This window comes from Thauera sp. K11 (genome assembly GCF_002354895.1).
In the GTDB taxonomy this organism is placed as follows: Bacteria; Pseudomonadota; Gammaproteobacteria; order Burkholderiales; family Rhodocyclaceae; genus Thauera; species Thauera sinica.
The window spans coordinates 2,401,239-2,415,283 of the sequence record NZ_CP023439.1 but is presented as its reverse complement, the minus strand read 5'-3'; the positions used below and the strand labels follow the sequence as shown (position 1 = coordinate 2,415,283).

Genomic DNA, 14,045 nt, shown 5'->3' with positions numbered 1-14,045 from the left:
TCCTCAGGGCTGGCGGGCGCCGGCGGGAGCGTCTTGCGCGAGTGCGGCGATGCGCTCGACCAGGTCGGTCATCGACATCACGCCGAAGCCCACCGGGCGGATCTCGCGGGTGGCGGGCGCGGTGAGGTAGAGCGCCGGCACCGCCGTCGCATTCAGGCGCGCGGCCATGCCGTTGTCGGGCCGGGCGGTCGGGTACTCGGGGATGGCGCGGCCGTCCATGCTGATCGCGAGCACGGTGAACCCGAACTCCTCCTCGAAGCGCTTCAGGATCGGCGCAAAGCGGTGGCAATGCGGACAGTCGCCGCGGAACACGAAGATGAGCCCGTGCGTGGCGGCCAGGCTCTTGATGGTCTGCGCCTGCCGCTCGCGCTGCTGCTCATCGAAGACGTTGATCGCCATTCCGTTGGTGGGCCGTCCGCTCAGGCCGTAGTCGAGATCAGGCACGGTCCACACCAGGCGCTGCCAGCGCTCGGCGAAGTGCTCGGACTTGTTCATGACCATGCGCTGGTAGCGCATGTAGGCCGTCAGGTTGGCGTCGGTGGGGTTCATGACGGCAACGCGCTTCAGGTCCTCCAGCCGCCTCTGCATCGCTTCGAAGTCGGCCAGCTCGCGCGGCGGCTTCGGTGCCGGCGGTGCCGGCCGCCGGACTGCGGCGGGCGGGTCGCGGTACCAGAACCAGCCTTCGCGGTTGCGCAGCCAGTACGCGGCGTCTTGTGGGTCGGCGGCGACCGCCTTCGTGGCATCGTTCGCGCCTTGCGCCCACGACGTGGGGGAGGGAAGCGCCGTGGCCATGACCAGCAGCGCGGCGGCGATTCGCGCGGTCCTGCAGGTCGTCGGAGGCTTCGCACGCATCTACCGCTTCTCCGGAAAACTGCCGTCCCGGCAGAAGCTCACCTGCCAGCGCAGTTCCTGATCGGAGCGCTTGCCTTGCTCCAGCACGTCGCGCTGGCGCGTGGTGACTTCGAGCCTCGCGCAGCCGGGCTGGGGCAGGGCGTGCAAGGTCGCCACGTCGATCTCGATGGGCGCGGTGGCATCGAAGCGGCGACGCATGTACTCGGCGCTGGGGCCTATGAGCACCCCATGCGCGGCGCCGCGCTCGGCGGCGAGCGCCAGCAGCGGCTTGATCTCCGAGACAGGAATGCGCTGTGTCGTCTGTGCCTGGCTCGGCACGGCGAGCAGCGCGCCGAACAGGACCGCTGCGAGCGCGGGTAGACGCGACGGGATGGTCGGGATCGCAGTGATGAAGGTCATGGGCCGAAGTAGCTGTTGACCTTCTGCTGGGCACGCTGCTGCAGGTCGCCGAGGTTGGGCAGCGTGGGCGCGATCTCCGCGTAGAACTCGCTGAGGTCCATGCGCGAGAAGTCCAGCGCCTGGAGCTGCGCGAGTGCGAAGCCGCTGCAGTCGGGGCCCTGGGCGCCGCCCCAGCCGCGGCCGAGTTGCGCGCGACCCTGTTCGTTGATGATGCGCGACAGGCGCGAGTTGAAGCAGCAGTAGGTCTCGGTGGTCTCGATGCAGGTGCGGATGATCGGCAGTCGTGCCGAGCAGTAGCTGCCGACGCCGTGGCACAGGCGGTTGTCGCGCTTCATCGCGAGGACCTGCTCGGCATCCTCGCAGGACAGCAGTCCCGAGAGCTGGATCGCGAGCATCGCGATCGTCCACGGGCCCGGCACCAGCGAGGTCACGAAGGAGCCCACCGACAGGTCGCCGGCGATCAGCCCGGCGAGAGCGGAGGAGCCGCCGCCGGCACCGAACAGCGCCTCGAAGCCGGCGATCACGAGGTCGGGCGCATCGGCCGTGAAGAGGGCGTCGTAGGTGTAGCTCGAACCGATGGCGCCGATGGCCTGGCCGCCGGCGCCGGTGATCAGGCTGAAGGTGGAGAAGAGCGAACCGTCGGTGCCGCCGCCCTTGCAGCAGTTCACCAGACCGAAGAGCTTCTTGCGGCAGCGGTTGTCGTAGCCCTTGAACACTTCCAGCGTGTTCGGGTCCAGGTAGCGACCGGCTTCGCGCTGCGCTTCCAGTCCGGCAACGGCACGCGCGAAGTCCGCGTCCGGCGCGTACCCGGTGTCGAAGCAGCGCCCGTCCAGGCAGAACTGCTGCCCGCCGCAGTTGGTCACCGTCGAGGTGGTGCCCGTGGCGACGCGGCACTGCCAGGTCTGCTCGTAGAGCATGCAGGCGCCCTGGGGGTTCGTGTCCATGCAGCGCGAGTCGACCTGGCTGCAGCCACGGTCGCGCAAGGGCTGGCAGTCGTCCGTGCTGTTCTGCGAGACACAGGTGTAGGACGCGCGGTAGCGCCAGCAGTCCCGTTGCACCGGGTAGCCGCCGATGGTGCGGGTCTCGGGGCCTTCGACACAGGTCTCCGCGGTCTGGTAGCAGTCGGCGGCTATCGCGGGTGCGGACGCGAACAGGCAGAGCGCCAGCGCGCCGCCGGCGATCCATTCGAAGCGCCGGGCGGCTCTCATTGCGAGCGCGCCTCCAGCGTCGCGCACTGGTTGTCCCAGGTGTCGCTGAAGCTGACCGTGGTCGGCATCGCAAAGGTGTTGGCGCCGTAGTAGCTCGTGCCCTGGCAGGGGTTGTAGAACCACGCGCCGATGGTGCAGTTGGGGCCGGCGCAGCTCTGGCTGTAGTAGGTCTGGTAGCAGAAGAAGCCGTCGATCCGCGACGGGCCCGGCGTCTGCGGGATCTGCGTGTTCAGGCTGCCGGGGACGTCTTGCGAACCGAGGTCCATGTAGACTTGGCCACTGCCCTTGTCGATGGTGAAGACGTGCATCGTGTAGCTGTTGGTCCCGCAGCTGAAGTCGAAGGCCAGGTAGTCGATGCAGGCGGGGCAGGGGTCGGCGGTGACGCGGGTGAGGAACTGGCCCGCGGAGCAGCCTGGCGTCTGGATCGGCGTGACGATCAGCACCTTGTCGCAGGTGAGGGTCTCCAGCGTGCGGTACTGGTGGCAGATCGCCGTCTCGAAACGGTCGGGCGTGGTGACGGTCTGGACGGCGCAGCCGCTGTAGGTGCCGGCGATGTTTCCGGCGATGGCCTGCGGGTCGGCGGTGATCGCGCGACCGCGGGTGAGCAGGGGATCGGTCGGCGCGATGCTGAAGCTTGGCCGTTGGCTCGGATTGGTCTGCGAGAACTGCACGGCGGTGCAGGACGGATCGGCGGCGGGGCCGCTCGCGCAGGCACCGGCTCGTGCCGCGGCCTGGGTGCCGAGCCCCGGGCTGCCGAAGTAGCTCGCCTCCGGGGGATTGGTGGTGTAGCTCGGAACGGTGGACTGCGCCGTGCTGCCGCTGATGGTGCCGCGGGCCGCGGCATTGCCAGTCCGGCCGAGTGCCTTGCCCTGCTCGAAGGCCTCACCCTGCGTTGGCGGCGACTGCGCGTAGAGGGACGGCAGCGCTGCGAACAGCGTGGCCGCGAACGCGACGAGCTGGCCGGTGAGTCGACTTGCGGGCCGCATGCTCAGGAGCCTTTCAGCCGCGCGAGCAGCGGCGCCACCAGCGGTCGAGCTTCGGGGCGCTGCCTGGCCAGCGTGTCCAGCGCGTGGTCGAGGCTCACGTCTCCCGACACGCTGACGAAGGCCGGCGGCGTGCGGCAGTCCGTGCCGCAGCTCGTCGCCGTGTCGGCGCGATCGTCGAGACTCAGAACGAAGGTCGGCGCGCGTTCGATGCGATGGCGTGCGAAGGCTTCGGGGTCGATCACCCACGCCACCTGACGCTCGCCGATCAGGCTGGAGACGGCTGCGAGGGTCTCGCGCATCGAGTTCGCCTTCAGGCCCCGCAGCACGAGGACCGCGCCGCTGCGCGCGGCCTGATCGGTCAGCAGCTGCAGGCTCGCGCGTGGCATCTCCAGGGTGATGAAGATGCGAAGCGGGCTCGTAACCGTGGTCTGCGTGGATGGGCTGCCAAGGCGCGCGCCAGACCTGGCAAGCGCTTCGATGTCGGTGGGTGCCGCAGCGGGAGGCAGGTTCACGCGCGGCGGCGCGGGCACCGGTTGCGCACCGAGACGATCGGCTTGCGGGAAGGGGTGGGCCTTCTGTGCCCGCCCGATGTCGCTGGCATCAGGCCAGCGCGGCGCCTGGGCGAGCGCGATACCTGCGGCGAGCAAGCCGAGCGCGCAGACGCACGCGGCGACGGCGCGGATCTCAGTACGCGCCGGCACAGCAGTTCCTCTTGCGGAAGATCTGGTACGCGAAGTCCTCGCCCGAGACCGGGTAGGACTTGCCCGCGCCCCAGATCATCGTCGTGCGGCCGTAGGGCTGGCAGCACTGCCCGGCTTCCTTCGCGGTGGCCGGCACCGGGTAGACCATCTGCAGCTTGTAGTGGGTCTTGTCCATGATCGGCAGCGGGTAGTAGCCGCAGAGCCCCGCCGACCCGGCGCCGGTGAAGGTCACCAGCTGCCGGTGCATCTTCGCGGTCATGCGCTGGGTGATCAGCGTCGAGGCCTGCACGCCGCCGATGTGGGTGGCGACATGGCCACCCATCGGGTAGATCGAGCCCTGGCAGCCGGCGCACCAGAACAGGCTTGCGATCGGCATGCCGGCGGTTGCGGCCACGCAGTCGGCGGCGCACGCGGCTTTCGCGGGTGCGTTGGCGAACAGCACCGCTTCCGGGTTCAGGATGGCGGTGAGCTCGTCGTCGGCCCACAGCGGATCGACCTCGGTGAGATAGGCCAGGTCGAGCGAGCCCTTCTCCAGGCAGGGGAAGTCGAGCAGCACCTCGAGCCAGGTGAGGATCGGGTTGGCGTACCAGTGCGCGTGATAGAAGCTGTTGCGGGTCTGGCTGTCGTGTCCGACGTGGGCGCCGCGCGGCACGTCGAGTCCGGGGTCGAGCGAAATGCCGCCCAGGCCGACCATGCAGAAGGGCGTACGCGTGACGTCCACCATGCGCACCGGCTCCCAGAATCCGATCGACACTCCGATGCGGGGCGGGTTGCTGCAGTAGCAGACGGGCGACGACGGATTGCCGATGTCGGGCTGACCGTCGGAGAGGATCGATGCCGAGCCGATGGTCAGCGGGAACAGGCAGCTCCAGCAGATGTCGGTGATCGGGTTCATGAAGCGGCCGTGGCAGGTGGGGCCGGCCGCGGCGGGTCCGGGCAGCAGCGCGAGCAGCCACAGGGCGAGCGCGAGCCACAGCGCCGCGCGTGGGCGACCTAGCTGCCGGTGGACGGGGCTACAGGAGCTCATCGATGCGCAGCCTTCTGCCGTCCTGGGTGACGAGCGCGGGCACCTGGCGGATGCCGAGCTTCGTCGTGAGGTTGCCCTGCTGGTCGTAGAACACCGGCCGTTGCCAGCGGCGCATCAGGTCCAGGTAGGACCCGCCGGTGAGGATCACCTTCACCTTGCCCTGGCGCTCGTCGATGAGCTTGCGTGCACGCGCGACCTGCTCGCGATCGCGCGCGTCGATGAAGAGCAGCGCCTGGCTCAAGGTCACGGTGTCGAGCGGATTGACCACCGTGCCGGGCAGCACGATGACCCGGCCGTCGGCGTCGCGGATGGCCTCCTGCACGACGATGCTCGGGTCGTGGTGGAAGTGCCGCGGTTGACGGGTGCGCGAGAGCCCCGCCACCGGCGCCGGGTCTTCGACGCCTCGCCTGACCCTTTCCAGCGACTCGCGTTGCAGTCGGGCGAGCGTGCCGTCTTCGCCGGCCGCGCGAAGTTTTCCGAGGATCGCCTCCAGCAGGTTCGGCTCGGCGATCGGGTAGACCGGGCCGATCACGCCGAGATCCTGGGCGTGGGCGGGCACCGTCGTGAACATGACGGCGAAGACCACCGCTGCGAGGCGCAGCGGCCTCCCGCAGGCCGTGCCGCTTGCGATCGCGCGGTCAGAAGAGCGCATCGGCCCGCCCGATGATCTGGGACGCGTGGATCCAGCCGGTCAACTGGTAGCGGGAGTCGAGGCTGTCCGGGTGTCCAGCTTGAACGTAGTAGCGGCCCTCCGGAATGCGGCCGGTGGGACCGGGTTCGAGCGGCTGACCTCTTCGACTCACCGGTTTGGGCACGCCCACCGGAATGCCGTTGAGGTGGAAGCCCTGCGAATCGCGCGTGACCTCGTCGCCGGGCATGCCGGCGAGCACCTTGATGAAGGTGACGCCCGCCGGGTACGGTCCGCCGCCGGCCCAGCGGAAGGCGACGAAGTCGCCTCGGCTCGGCATCTCGCCCTTGTGGATGAGGAAGAGCCGGTGCGGCAGGCTGGGCGAGGCGTTCAGCCCGAAGCCATAGTGGGCGTGAAACCAGAACGCGATAGCGGCGACCGCGACGTAGACGACGGCCCAGTGCTTCAGGTGTTCGACCGAGCGCTCGGCGAACGTGCGCAGCCGGAATCGTCCGCTCGATGCGAAACGGCCGCGCCAACCTCGATGCACGAATAGGGTGCGCATGCGGCCTCCCGGTGCGGTTACAGGCCGAGCCGGCGCCGCACGTCCGGCGTCAGGTCTCGCAGCAGGGGTTCGGAGCCCATCACGGCGCCACGCGCCAGCACGATGCAGCGGCACTCGCTCGGCAGCGCCTGGAGCAGCGTGCTCACCTCCGTGCCGAAGCCCGCGGCGCGACGCAGTGCGCCGGCGCGCTCTTCGTCGCTGGCGTCGCGCTTGACCAGCACCGCGGCCACCTGCAACTCCTTCAGGCGATAGAGCTCCGCTACGTCGAGCACGGCCAGCGCCGGCAGGCGCTCGGGCACGAGCCACAGGTGAACGAATGCGATCAGCGCGGCGCTCACCAGAGCGTTGACGCCCACAAGCAGCGCGGCGGCCCGTGCGTTCACGCGAGCCCCCGTTCGCGCAAGACCGCGTCGATGGCGGCGGAGACGTCCAGGCCCGCCGCGCGCTTGGCGTTGATGGCGTTGAAGTCCTCGGCCCGGCTGCTGAAGAGCAGCAGGCTGTACGGATCGACGATCAGCCGGCCGATGCCGTTGCCGGCAGGCGAGTGGATGAAGACCTCGGAGTAGGCCCCGTGCTCGGTGCGCAGCGACAGCAGCAGCCGCTTCATCGCATCGTCCATCGTGAGTTGACCGAGCTTGTCCATCATCTCGATCGACTCGGGCTTCTGGCGCAGCAGGAACATCCAGTCGGAGTTGTCCAGCGCCGCCTTTGCCGCCGGGTTGCGGTAGTAGTCGTCCACGCCCTGGGTGGCCGACATGAAGGCGCCCTTGTACTTGCGCGCGCGGCGGTAGCCGGCTTCGATGAACTCGGCGGTGGCGCCGCCCGAGAGCAGATCCCAGGCCTCGTCGATGATCACGATCTTCTTGCGGTCGCGAGAGAAGTACATCTCGCGCGTGATGCGGTACATGACGATCAGCAGCACCACGGTCTGCAGATCCTTCTTGGACTTGAGCTCCTCGAGCTCCAGCACGATGAGGTCGGCGCCGAAGTCGATGCTGGCCTCGGAATCGAAGTACTTCCCGTAGGCGCCGTCGCGCGTGTAGGGATGCAGCATCGCGGCGAGGTCCTTCAGCCGGCGGTCGCCTTCGCCGGCGGAGGAAGCGCCATCGTCGTCGAGGCGCCCGGTCGCGAGCAGGTCGTGAATGTCGGTGACGGTCATGGCGCGGCCCTTGACCTTCCAGACCTTCTTGATCGCCGCACCCAGCGTCGAGTACTGAAAGCCGTCGAGCGACTCGCGCGGGGACACCATTTGCGCGAGCAGGGGCTGCAGGAGCTCCATGTCCTCGTCGATGTCCTCGACCAGGGGGAACGGGTTGAGCGAGAGTGCGGCGTCCTCGGTGAACTCGATGAAGCTGCCGCCGAAGTTGCGGCACGCCTTCTCGTAGGAGCGGCCGACGTCGATGATCCAGACGCGCGCACCGGTGCCGAGGTACGCGGCGGCGATCTCGTTCAACAGCAGCGACTTGCCCGAGCCCGACGTGCCGGCGATCGCCACGTTGTAGTTGCCCGCCGGGTTGTCGTACACGTCGATCTGCATGATCTGGCCGCGCCGCCCGCCGAACAGAAGCACCGGCGTGCCCGTGCCCTGCCACTCGGCGACGAGCGGCGCCAGGTGCACCGCGTTCGCCGACGTCTTGGTGGTGACGCGCTTCATGCGCTGCAGATCGGCGTGGAACGGCGCCGAGAGCGTCATCGGCAGCGAGCCGATGAGGGCCTGCGTCATCATCATCGTGTCGCTGGAGAGTTCGAAGCCCCTCGCACGGAAGATGGCGCGCGCCGCCTGTTCGGCACGGGTCACCGCATGCGGCTCGGCGAAGAGCGCGAGCTGCAGGTTGAGATCGACGAGCTGTTGACCGTCGTCCATCGCCTTGAGCACGATGTCCCAGTCGGCCTTGCGCTCCTGCAGGTCGGGCAGGAAGCGCGCCATGTAGCTGGTGGCGTTCGTGGTGGCGCGGGCGGCCTTGAGGAAGGCCCAGTTGCGGGTGGCCTCGGCGTCGAGCACGTGCACGCCCAGCGTGAGCAGGAACGGGCAGGGGTACTGCAGCGTGCCCTGGTAGAGGTCGCCGATCAGGCTGCCGGCGTTCCACAGCGCGAAGCGCGGCGGGAAGGCGCGCACCGACATCAGGCGAAGCTCGGTTTGCACTTCGGCGGCGGGGTTGGCCAGGCCGATGCCCTGGCGGTCGATGCGCAGGCGCGTGGCGCGGTCGATCACCTGGTCGCGCAGCTCGCGCCCATCGTCGTAGGTGAGCGGGATGGCGTCGCCGGTTTGCCGGTGCGGGTCGAGCAGCCTTGAGACCCAGTTGATCAGGTCCTCCGCCGTCCACGAACGGGACGGAAAGCCGGCGGCGTGCAGCGTGGCCCGGATCCCGTCGCGCAGCAGCAGCAACTCCTCCAGGCGCGAGAGATTCTCCGGGCTGCCGGGAAGCGACACGCTGACCACCAGCCGGTAGTCGCGGAAGAGGTAGCTCTGCGCCGACAGCAACGACGTCCGGCTGCCCTGCAGGTAGTGCCCGGCACGACGCCGGGCCATGGTGCGGTGGATGTTGGTGTGCCGGCCGGCGCGGCCGAGGGCGTCGAGCTCCGGCACGACGTCATCGGCGACGCGCAGGTTCGCGTAGCGCGCCAGCGGCGCGCGAATCGCGGGGCTCGCGTATAGGTGGAACTGGATGCCCGTGCCGGGCGGAGAGGCCGCGTAGAGCGCGGTCAGCACGCGCGCGATCTCCTCGTCGGCGCCGGATTGCGGTCGCACTTCCAGGCAGAAGCCCAGCGCATCGAGATTGACGAAGACCTGGCGGTCCGCGATCCAGGCGCGGTACGGCAGCCACTCGGAGAACGCGGCGGCATCCTCGCCGCGCGACGCGGGGCCGGCCTTGGGCACGCGGATCAGGTCCGCGGGCCTCGCGCCCTTCAGCACGGACTCCAGATCGGTCAGCAGGCTGCGCCACATCGCTCAGGGCTCCTGGGTCGCGCCACCACCGGGCAGCAGTCCCGTGCGCGGGGGAAAGCGATCGGGCGTTGTCTCTGTGGACGACGCGGGCTCGCTCGCCGATGCCGGGCCGGAGGCGGGGGCAGCGGACGGGATCGGAGGCCGCACGGCATCGACGCGCTGTCGATTCGCCGGAGTGACGCGCTCGATCAGCCAGCGGCCGGTGTCGACCAGCACGTGCACCACCGAGGCCTCGTGCAGATCGCCGTCGGCGTCCTCCCAAGGCGCGATCCACAGGCGCAGCACGCGCGGCTGGGAGCGGAGTGCCGATGGCGGCGTGCCACGCCCCGGAGCGGCTATGGATGCCGGGGCGGTCGTCGCGGCGGCTGCCGCGCTCTCGGGGCCCTTGGCGGGCTTTGGCAAGTCGGAGACGGGCGGCTGGCCGTGGATCGAGTTCGCGTACACGCCCGAGACCGAGGTGCACTGCGAACCGACCGGGGCCTTGCAGGCGTAGCCGCCCTCGCCGCCGAGGCCGCTCATCGTCGACGCGCAGCCGCCCAACAGCGTGGCGGTCGCGCCGACGAGGAGGGTTACGGTGCGGCGCATGTCCGTCATGGCGCCTTGCCCGTCGCTTGGGCCGCGGGGTTGCCCAGCGCGGGGCCTTCGGCGCTCGTGGTCGAGCGCGACAGCCAGGCGTTGATCTGCTCGGCGCTCGCGGCGCCGGGCAGCACGCGACCGTCGGCGGCGATCAGCGTCGGGGTGCCGGTCACGCCGAGGCGCTCGGCCAGTGCGACGTTGCGATCGACCGGGTGTGCGCAGTCCGCGCTGGGTGGCACCTGGTCGCGGGTCATCAGCGCCTGCCAGGCGCCGAGGCGATCCTTCGCGCACCACACGGCGATGGCCTTCGCGCGCGCCTGCGGGTGCAGGGAGGCGATCGGCATCAGGAAGGTGTGGATCGTCACGTCGGACAGGCCCTTCAACTCGGCTTCCAGCCGGCGGCAGTGCGGGCAGTCCGGATCGCTGAAGATCGCGAGCGCACGGGAACCGCGGCCGCGCACGTCCTTGATCGCGTCGGCCAGCGGCAGCGCGTTGAAGTCGATGCGCGCCAGCGTGTCCTTGCGCTCGGCGGTGAGGTCGCGCTGTGCCTTCATGTCGTACAGGTGGCCGAACAGGAAGTACTGGCCGCTCGCGTCCACGTAGGCGAGGTTGGCGCCCATCGCCACTTCGAAGACACCCGGCCACGGCGTCGGACGGATCTCGCCGAAGCGGGTCGAGGGGTAGAGCGCCTGCAGGCGCCCGATGAGGCTGGTCAGCTCGGGCGTGGTTGGCGGTTGGCTGGGCTGCGCAAGTGCCGTGACGCTCAGGCAGGTGGTCAGCGCCGCGGCCAATGTGGCCTTGGCAGCGAGAGCGCGCAGCGCGAGGCGCGCGTCAGTCGTCTTCATCGTCGTTCCTCCGGAGGGTGCGGGCGCGCTCGGCGAGTTGCGCGAGGTTGTCGGGATCGGTGCCGGCGGCGTCCAGCGTCCCGGGCAGGGCCACGCCCTGCGTGAGGACCACGTCGACGCTGCGGCCCGCGTCGACTTCGATCACCGGGAAGACCTTCTCGGCGAGGCTGATGTAGTACTGGGCGAGCCGGTCGAGCGCCTTGCCCACGCCTGTGCCCAGACCGGCTTCGAGCTGCTTGCCGGGGTCGACGGTGCTGGTGGTGCCCAGCGGCGAGACCGACAGCGTTGTTGAGCTCTGCGTGAAGGCGTGACCGATGCCGCTGGCCACGCCGGCTAGCAGCGCGTTGGCGAGGATCTGCCCCTGCTTGGACACCAGGCGTCCGCGCATGCCGGCCTTGCCGTCCTCTCCCGCCACGTAGCCCTTCACTGGCACGTCGATGGCCGTGCCGTCGCGGGTGACGCATGACAGCGACTCCGTGCGGATGTAGGCGCGCTCGGAACTCACGTCGCCATAGCCGGCGCCGACGATGAAGCACTCCTTCACGCGCGCGCGGAACTGGTTGGGCAGGATCGCGTTGTCCGCGAGGCGCAGCAGGACCGGTTGGGGATTGCGCTGGGCTTGGCCGCCGGTGGGCGCATCCAGGCCGCCGAGGAGGACCGCCCGGGTGAAGGCGCCGCTGGGCAGGTAGCGGCGCGTGTCTCGACTGGCTGGTGCGGCGGCCGCCGCGTCTGCAGCCGGCTTGGCACCCTTGCCCGCTGCGACGTCCCCCAGCACGATGCTGACGATGCCCGTGGGCGTCGGCGCGCTCGGAACGGCGCCGGGCGGCGGTGGCAGACCGGCGCCTTGCACGGCGCCCTGCGGCAAGGGTGGCGGCGGCGGGAAGCGCTGCGGACCGGCGTCCGGCAGCGCGCTCCCCGGGCGATCCGGCCCGAAACTCGGCCGTGCCGCCGGGGCGGTGACGGGCGGAGGCGGCAGCGGCGTGAGTCCGTTGCCTTCGAGCTTCTTCAGCCGCTCGAGCATTTCCTTGCCCTGGCCTTCGAGCTCGGCATTGCGCTGCGCGAGGTCGCGCGAGCGCTGCTCGATCGCCTTCAGCTGCGCATCGGCTTGGCCGCGCCACGCGTCGCGGGGATCGACCTGCGCACCGGGCGCGAGGATGTTCGTCGACTGCGGCTTCGCGGGCGGCGCGTCGTTGCCTTTCGTACCGGTCAGAGAGACCGACAGCAGCGTGCCGGCCACGATCGTGCCGGCGATGCCCGCGAGCAACAGGACCTGGCGGCGCTTGATGGCAGCGGCCGTCGGCTCCGCCGGGGCCGACGGGGACCCTTGCCCCGACGGGTGAGACGTGCCGGTCGGCGACATGCCGGGCGGCAGGACTGGATCAGTCATCGGCGCGGCGCTCCCGGATCACGAAGAGCTGCGTGGTCTCGCCCGGGCGCAGGGCCGCCTGCTCGACGCTCACGGCCATCACGCCGCGCTTGAAGAGATCGCGCTCGGCGAGTTCGAGCGCGGACGCGCCGGTGTTCACGAGCTGGTACTTCTCGCCGACCACGCCGCTGCCCAGCCACTGGCGCTGCAACGTGAGCCTTGCGCCGGGCCAGAGGGTCAGGTCGCGCCCGGGCTCGCGCACCTCCATGTCGTCGGGCAGCGCGTCTTCGGCCATCGCGAGCAGGAGGTTCTTCATCGTGCGCACGTGACGGCCGCTGCGCTCGATGCGTGCGGGTCCGGTCACGGCGTCGCGGGCCTCGCGGATCACGATGGCGTCGCTCGGGGTGTCCACCGGCTGCAGCAGCAGCCCGATGGTCGAGCGCTCCGTGCTGACGAAGAGGTTGATGGGCTTGGTGCTGTCCGGCGAGACCGGCCGAATGAAGACCTGGCCCTTCTCGTCGTCCTTCTCCAGCACGAATTCGCCGGCGTTGCCCGTCACCTTGCGGATGCGGTCCCGCTCGACGGAGATGCGCGTCACCTCCTTGCGAGAGACCTTGGCGAGCACGGTCTCGCCGTCGCGCGCGTCGACGACCTGCAGCGCCAGGGCGGGCTGGGTAGCGAGGCTAGCGGCCAGTGCCAGCAGCAGGAGCCAGGCGGAGCTGGGACTGAGCTTGGATTTCGAGCGGGTCATTGGGACTGGTCTCCCGGAACGCCTTCAGAAAGATCCGGCCGCCGGCGTACTGCAGCTCGATGGCGTAGCCCTTCGAGACCTCGGACACGCGGCGGTCGCTGATGAATGTGGTGAGCAGGCCGCGCACGCCCACACGCTGGGTGCGTTCGTCGACGGCGAGGTCCTGCGCGCTGAACACGGTGGAGGCGCCGTCGCGCTTGACGCGCTCGGCAGCGGTGGCCAGCACGCTGCGCAGCTCCCCGTAGGAGGCCGGCGCGGCGTACTGGAGCAGCACCCGGGACTGGTGGTCGATGCTCTGCGGCGTGACGTTGAGCGTGAGCTGAAGGAGGAAATAGGCCATCTGTTCGAGGTACTCGGCGCTCACGCGCTCGGACTCGACCCAGAAGGTCTTGTTGATGCTGGGCGGCACCACCACAACACGCTCGCGGCCGGCCATGTGCATCGCGAAGGCGGCCAGCGTCACGTTGGCGAGCATCGAGCAGGCGAGCAGCAGCACGAGCAGGGCGCTCGCGCGGCGCGCGCTGGCGATGTCGGCGCGCAGCCAGTCGAGCTTCATCCGGCCAGCTCGCGCAGGTAGGAAGGCGGGGTGCGCTTCAGGCCCGTCATGAAAGCCGGCAGGTGCCAGTACAGCAGGTGCAGCGCGAAGGCCGGGTGCTTGCCAGCCTTCGCGCGACCGTAGGCCGAGGCGAGCAGCAGGCCGACGGCGCAGCCGCTCACGAAGAAGCCCGCGACCATGCTCGCCAGCGCGGCCCCCAGCACCAGCAGGGCCACGTCGATGTCCCACCAGAACATGCGCGGCGGGTCATTGAGGCGACGGGGGATGTCGAGGGACGCATCGATCACGGCATCGCCCCGTCAGATCACGGCGGTCATGATCGAGTCGATGATGGTCGGCACGTAGACCATGAAGAGCGCGAAGACGACGCCGGCGAGCGCCGGGATCGGCGAGGAGCGCGCGATGCCGATTCCCGCACCGAGGATGAAGGCGGCGATCGCGATCGACTTGCCCAGGAAGCCGGTCGCCCAGTTGAGCAGGGTCGTGTACATCGTCTGGAACTCGGTACCGGTGGTCCCGGCCAGGGCCGAGCCGGCGGCGAGCGTCAGGACGATGGCGAGGGGAACGGCGGTGCTGCTGCGGCGGATCAGAGTCATGGTGTGGTGTCTCGTGGTTGGGTGACGGGGAAGTGCTCGGGC

17 protein-coding genes are annotated in these 14,045 nt (G+C 69.9%); all 17 read right to left on the bottom strand.

Annotation, left to right across the window (positions count from 1 at the left end; translation table 11 throughout):
- Positions 1-3: 3 nt before the first annotated feature.
- The 17 genes from traF to traA are packed head-to-tail and all read right to left on the bottom strand — an operon-like array spanning position 4 to position 14,003.
- Entirely contained in the window at positions 4-852 is an 849-nt protein-coding gene (gene traF, locus CCZ27_RS10560) for a conjugal transfer protein TraF (protein WP_096447997.1), read from the bottom strand.
- Positions 853-1,251, bottom strand: coding sequence for a hypothetical protein (locus CCZ27_RS10555; RefSeq protein ID WP_096447995.1), 399 nt, complete (start codon positions 1,249-1,251; stop codon positions 853-855).
- The gene (locus CCZ27_RS10550; RefSeq protein WP_157748540.1) at positions 1,248-2,459 is read right to left on the bottom strand and encodes a conjugal transfer protein TraN; all 1,212 of its coding nucleotides are present in this window, start codon (positions 2,457-2,459) and stop codon (positions 1,248-1,250) included. Before CCZ27_RS10550 ends, CCZ27_RS10555 begins: the two co-directional genes overlap by 4 nt.
- On the bottom strand, positions 2,456-3,445 hold the full coding sequence (locus tag CCZ27_RS10545; RefSeq protein ID WP_096447991.1) for a hypothetical protein: 990 nt from the start codon (positions 3,443-3,445) through the stop codon (positions 2,456-2,458). The genes CCZ27_RS10550 and CCZ27_RS10545 overlap by 4 nt, the downstream gene beginning before the upstream one ends.
- 2 nt (positions 3,446-3,447) lie before the next feature.
- Positions 3,448-4,146: a type-F conjugative transfer system pilin assembly protein TrbC gene (gene trbC, locus CCZ27_RS10540; protein WP_096447989.1), complete on the bottom strand. Its 699-nt coding sequence runs from the start codon at positions 4,144-4,146 to the stop codon at positions 3,448-3,450.
- A complete protein-coding gene (gene traU / locus CCZ27_RS10535; protein WP_096447987.1) occupies positions 4,130-5,173 on the bottom strand; it encodes a conjugal transfer pilus assembly protein TraU in 1,044 nt (347 codons plus the stop codon). Before traU ends, trbC begins: the two co-directional genes overlap by 17 nt.
- Positions 5,160-5,825, bottom strand: a complete 666-nt coding sequence (gene traW / locus CCZ27_RS10530) for a type-F conjugative transfer system protein TraW (RefSeq protein ID WP_096447985.1) — start codon at positions 5,823-5,825, stop codon at positions 5,160-5,162. The genes traU and traW overlap by 14 nt, the downstream gene beginning before the upstream one ends.
- Positions 5,812-6,366 (bottom strand): S26 family signal peptidase, encoded by a 555-nt coding sequence (locus CCZ27_RS10525; protein WP_096447983.1) that lies wholly within the window; start codon positions 6,364-6,366, stop codon positions 5,812-5,814. The genes traW and CCZ27_RS10525 overlap by 14 nt, the downstream gene beginning before the upstream one ends.
- 17 nt (positions 6,367-6,383) lie before the next feature.
- Positions 6,384-6,722 (bottom strand): hypothetical protein, encoded by a 339-nt coding sequence (locus CCZ27_RS10520; RefSeq protein WP_157748539.1) that lies wholly within the window; start codon positions 6,720-6,722, stop codon positions 6,384-6,386.
- A 23-nt stretch (positions 6,723-6,745) separates the two neighbouring features.
- Positions 6,746-9,313, bottom strand: coding sequence for a type IV secretion system protein TraC (gene traC, locus CCZ27_RS10515; RefSeq protein WP_096447979.1), 2,568 nt, complete (start codon positions 9,311-9,313; stop codon positions 6,746-6,748).
- A 3-nt stretch (positions 9,314-9,316) separates the two neighbouring features.
- Positions 9,317-9,907 (bottom strand): type IV conjugative transfer system lipoprotein TraV, encoded by a 591-nt coding sequence (traV, locus tag CCZ27_RS10510; RefSeq protein ID WP_096447977.1) that lies wholly within the window; start codon positions 9,905-9,907, stop codon positions 9,317-9,319.
- Entirely contained in the window at positions 9,904-10,734 is an 831-nt protein-coding gene (locus tag CCZ27_RS10505) for a DsbC family protein (RefSeq protein ID WP_096447975.1), read from the bottom strand. Before CCZ27_RS10505 ends, traV begins: the two co-directional genes overlap by 4 nt.
- Entirely contained in the window at positions 10,721-12,121 is a 1,401-nt protein-coding gene (locus CCZ27_RS10500; protein ID WP_198363323.1) for a TraB/TrbI/VirB10 family type IV secretion system protein, read from the bottom strand. The genes CCZ27_RS10505 and CCZ27_RS10500 overlap by 14 nt, the downstream gene beginning before the upstream one ends.
- The gene (locus tag CCZ27_RS10495; RefSeq protein WP_096447971.1) at positions 12,114-12,851 is read right to left on the bottom strand and encodes a type-F conjugative transfer system secretin TraK; all 738 of its coding nucleotides are present in this window, start codon (positions 12,849-12,851) and stop codon (positions 12,114-12,116) included. The genes CCZ27_RS10500 and CCZ27_RS10495 overlap by 8 nt, the downstream gene beginning before the upstream one ends.
- Positions 12,784-13,407, bottom strand: coding sequence for a type IV conjugative transfer system protein TraE (gene traE, locus CCZ27_RS10490; RefSeq protein ID WP_096447969.1), 624 nt, complete (start codon positions 13,405-13,407; stop codon positions 12,784-12,786). The genes CCZ27_RS10495 and traE overlap by 68 nt, the downstream gene beginning before the upstream one ends.
- The gene (traL, locus tag CCZ27_RS10485; RefSeq protein ID WP_198363322.1) at positions 13,404-13,694 is read right to left on the bottom strand and encodes a type IV conjugative transfer system protein TraL; all 291 of its coding nucleotides are present in this window, start codon (positions 13,692-13,694) and stop codon (positions 13,404-13,406) included. Before traL ends, traE begins: the two co-directional genes overlap by 4 nt.
- 12 nt (positions 13,695-13,706) lie before the next feature.
- Positions 13,707-14,003, bottom strand: coding sequence for a TraA family conjugative transfer protein (traA, locus tag CCZ27_RS10480; protein ID WP_198363321.1), 297 nt, complete (start codon positions 14,001-14,003; stop codon positions 13,707-13,709).
- Positions 14,004-14,045 lie beyond the last annotated feature (42 nt).

Coding starts and splice junctions, on each gene's coding strand:
- traE (WP_096447969.1), bottom strand. CDS start 13,407: ATGAAGCTCGACTGGCTGCGCGCCGACATCGCCAGCGCGCGCCGCGCG.
- traU (WP_096447987.1), bottom strand. CDS start 5,173: ATGAGCTCCTGTAGCCCCGTCCACCGGCAGCTAGGTCGCCCACGCGCG.
- CCZ27_RS10500 (WP_198363323.1), bottom strand. CDS start 12,121: ATGACTGATCCAGTCCTGCCGCCCGGCATGTCGCCGACCGGCACGTCT.
- traC (WP_096447979.1), bottom strand. CDS start 9,313: ATGTGGCGCAGCCTGCTGACCGATCTGGAGTCCGTGCTGAAGGGCGCG.
- traF (WP_096447997.1), bottom strand. CDS start 852: ATGCGTGCGAAGCCTCCGACGACCTGCAGGACCGCGCGAATCGCCGCC.
- CCZ27_RS10505 (WP_096447975.1), bottom strand. CDS start 10,734: ATGAAGACGACTGACGCGCGCCTCGCGCTGCGCGCTCTCGCTGCCAAG.
- CCZ27_RS10525 (WP_096447983.1), bottom strand. CDS start 6,366: ATGCGCACCCTATTCGTGCATCGAGGTTGGCGCGGCCGTTTCGCATCG.
- traV (WP_096447977.1), bottom strand. CDS start 9,907: ATGACGGACATGCGCCGCACCGTAACCCTCCTCGTCGGCGCGACCGCC.
- CCZ27_RS10555 (WP_096447995.1), bottom strand. CDS start 1,251: ATGACCTTCATCACTGCGATCCCGACCATCCCGTCGCGTCTACCCGCG.
- traA (WP_198363321.1), bottom strand. CDS start 14,003: ATGACTCTGATCCGCCGCAGCAGCACCGCCGTTCCCCTCGCCATCGTC.
- CCZ27_RS10550 (WP_157748540.1), bottom strand. CDS start 2,459: ATGAGAGCCGCCCGGCGCTTCGAATGGATCGCCGGCGGCGCGCTGGCG.
- CCZ27_RS10545 (WP_096447991.1), bottom strand. CDS start 3,445: ATGCGGCCCGCAAGTCGACTCACCGGCCAGCTCGTCGCGTTCGCGGCC.
- traW (WP_096447985.1), bottom strand. CDS start 5,825: ATGCGCTCTTCTGACCGCGCGATCGCAAGCGGCACGGCCTGCGGGAGG.
- CCZ27_RS10495 (WP_096447971.1), bottom strand. CDS start 12,851: ATGACCCGCTCGAAATCCAAGCTCAGTCCCAGCTCCGCCTGGCTCCTG.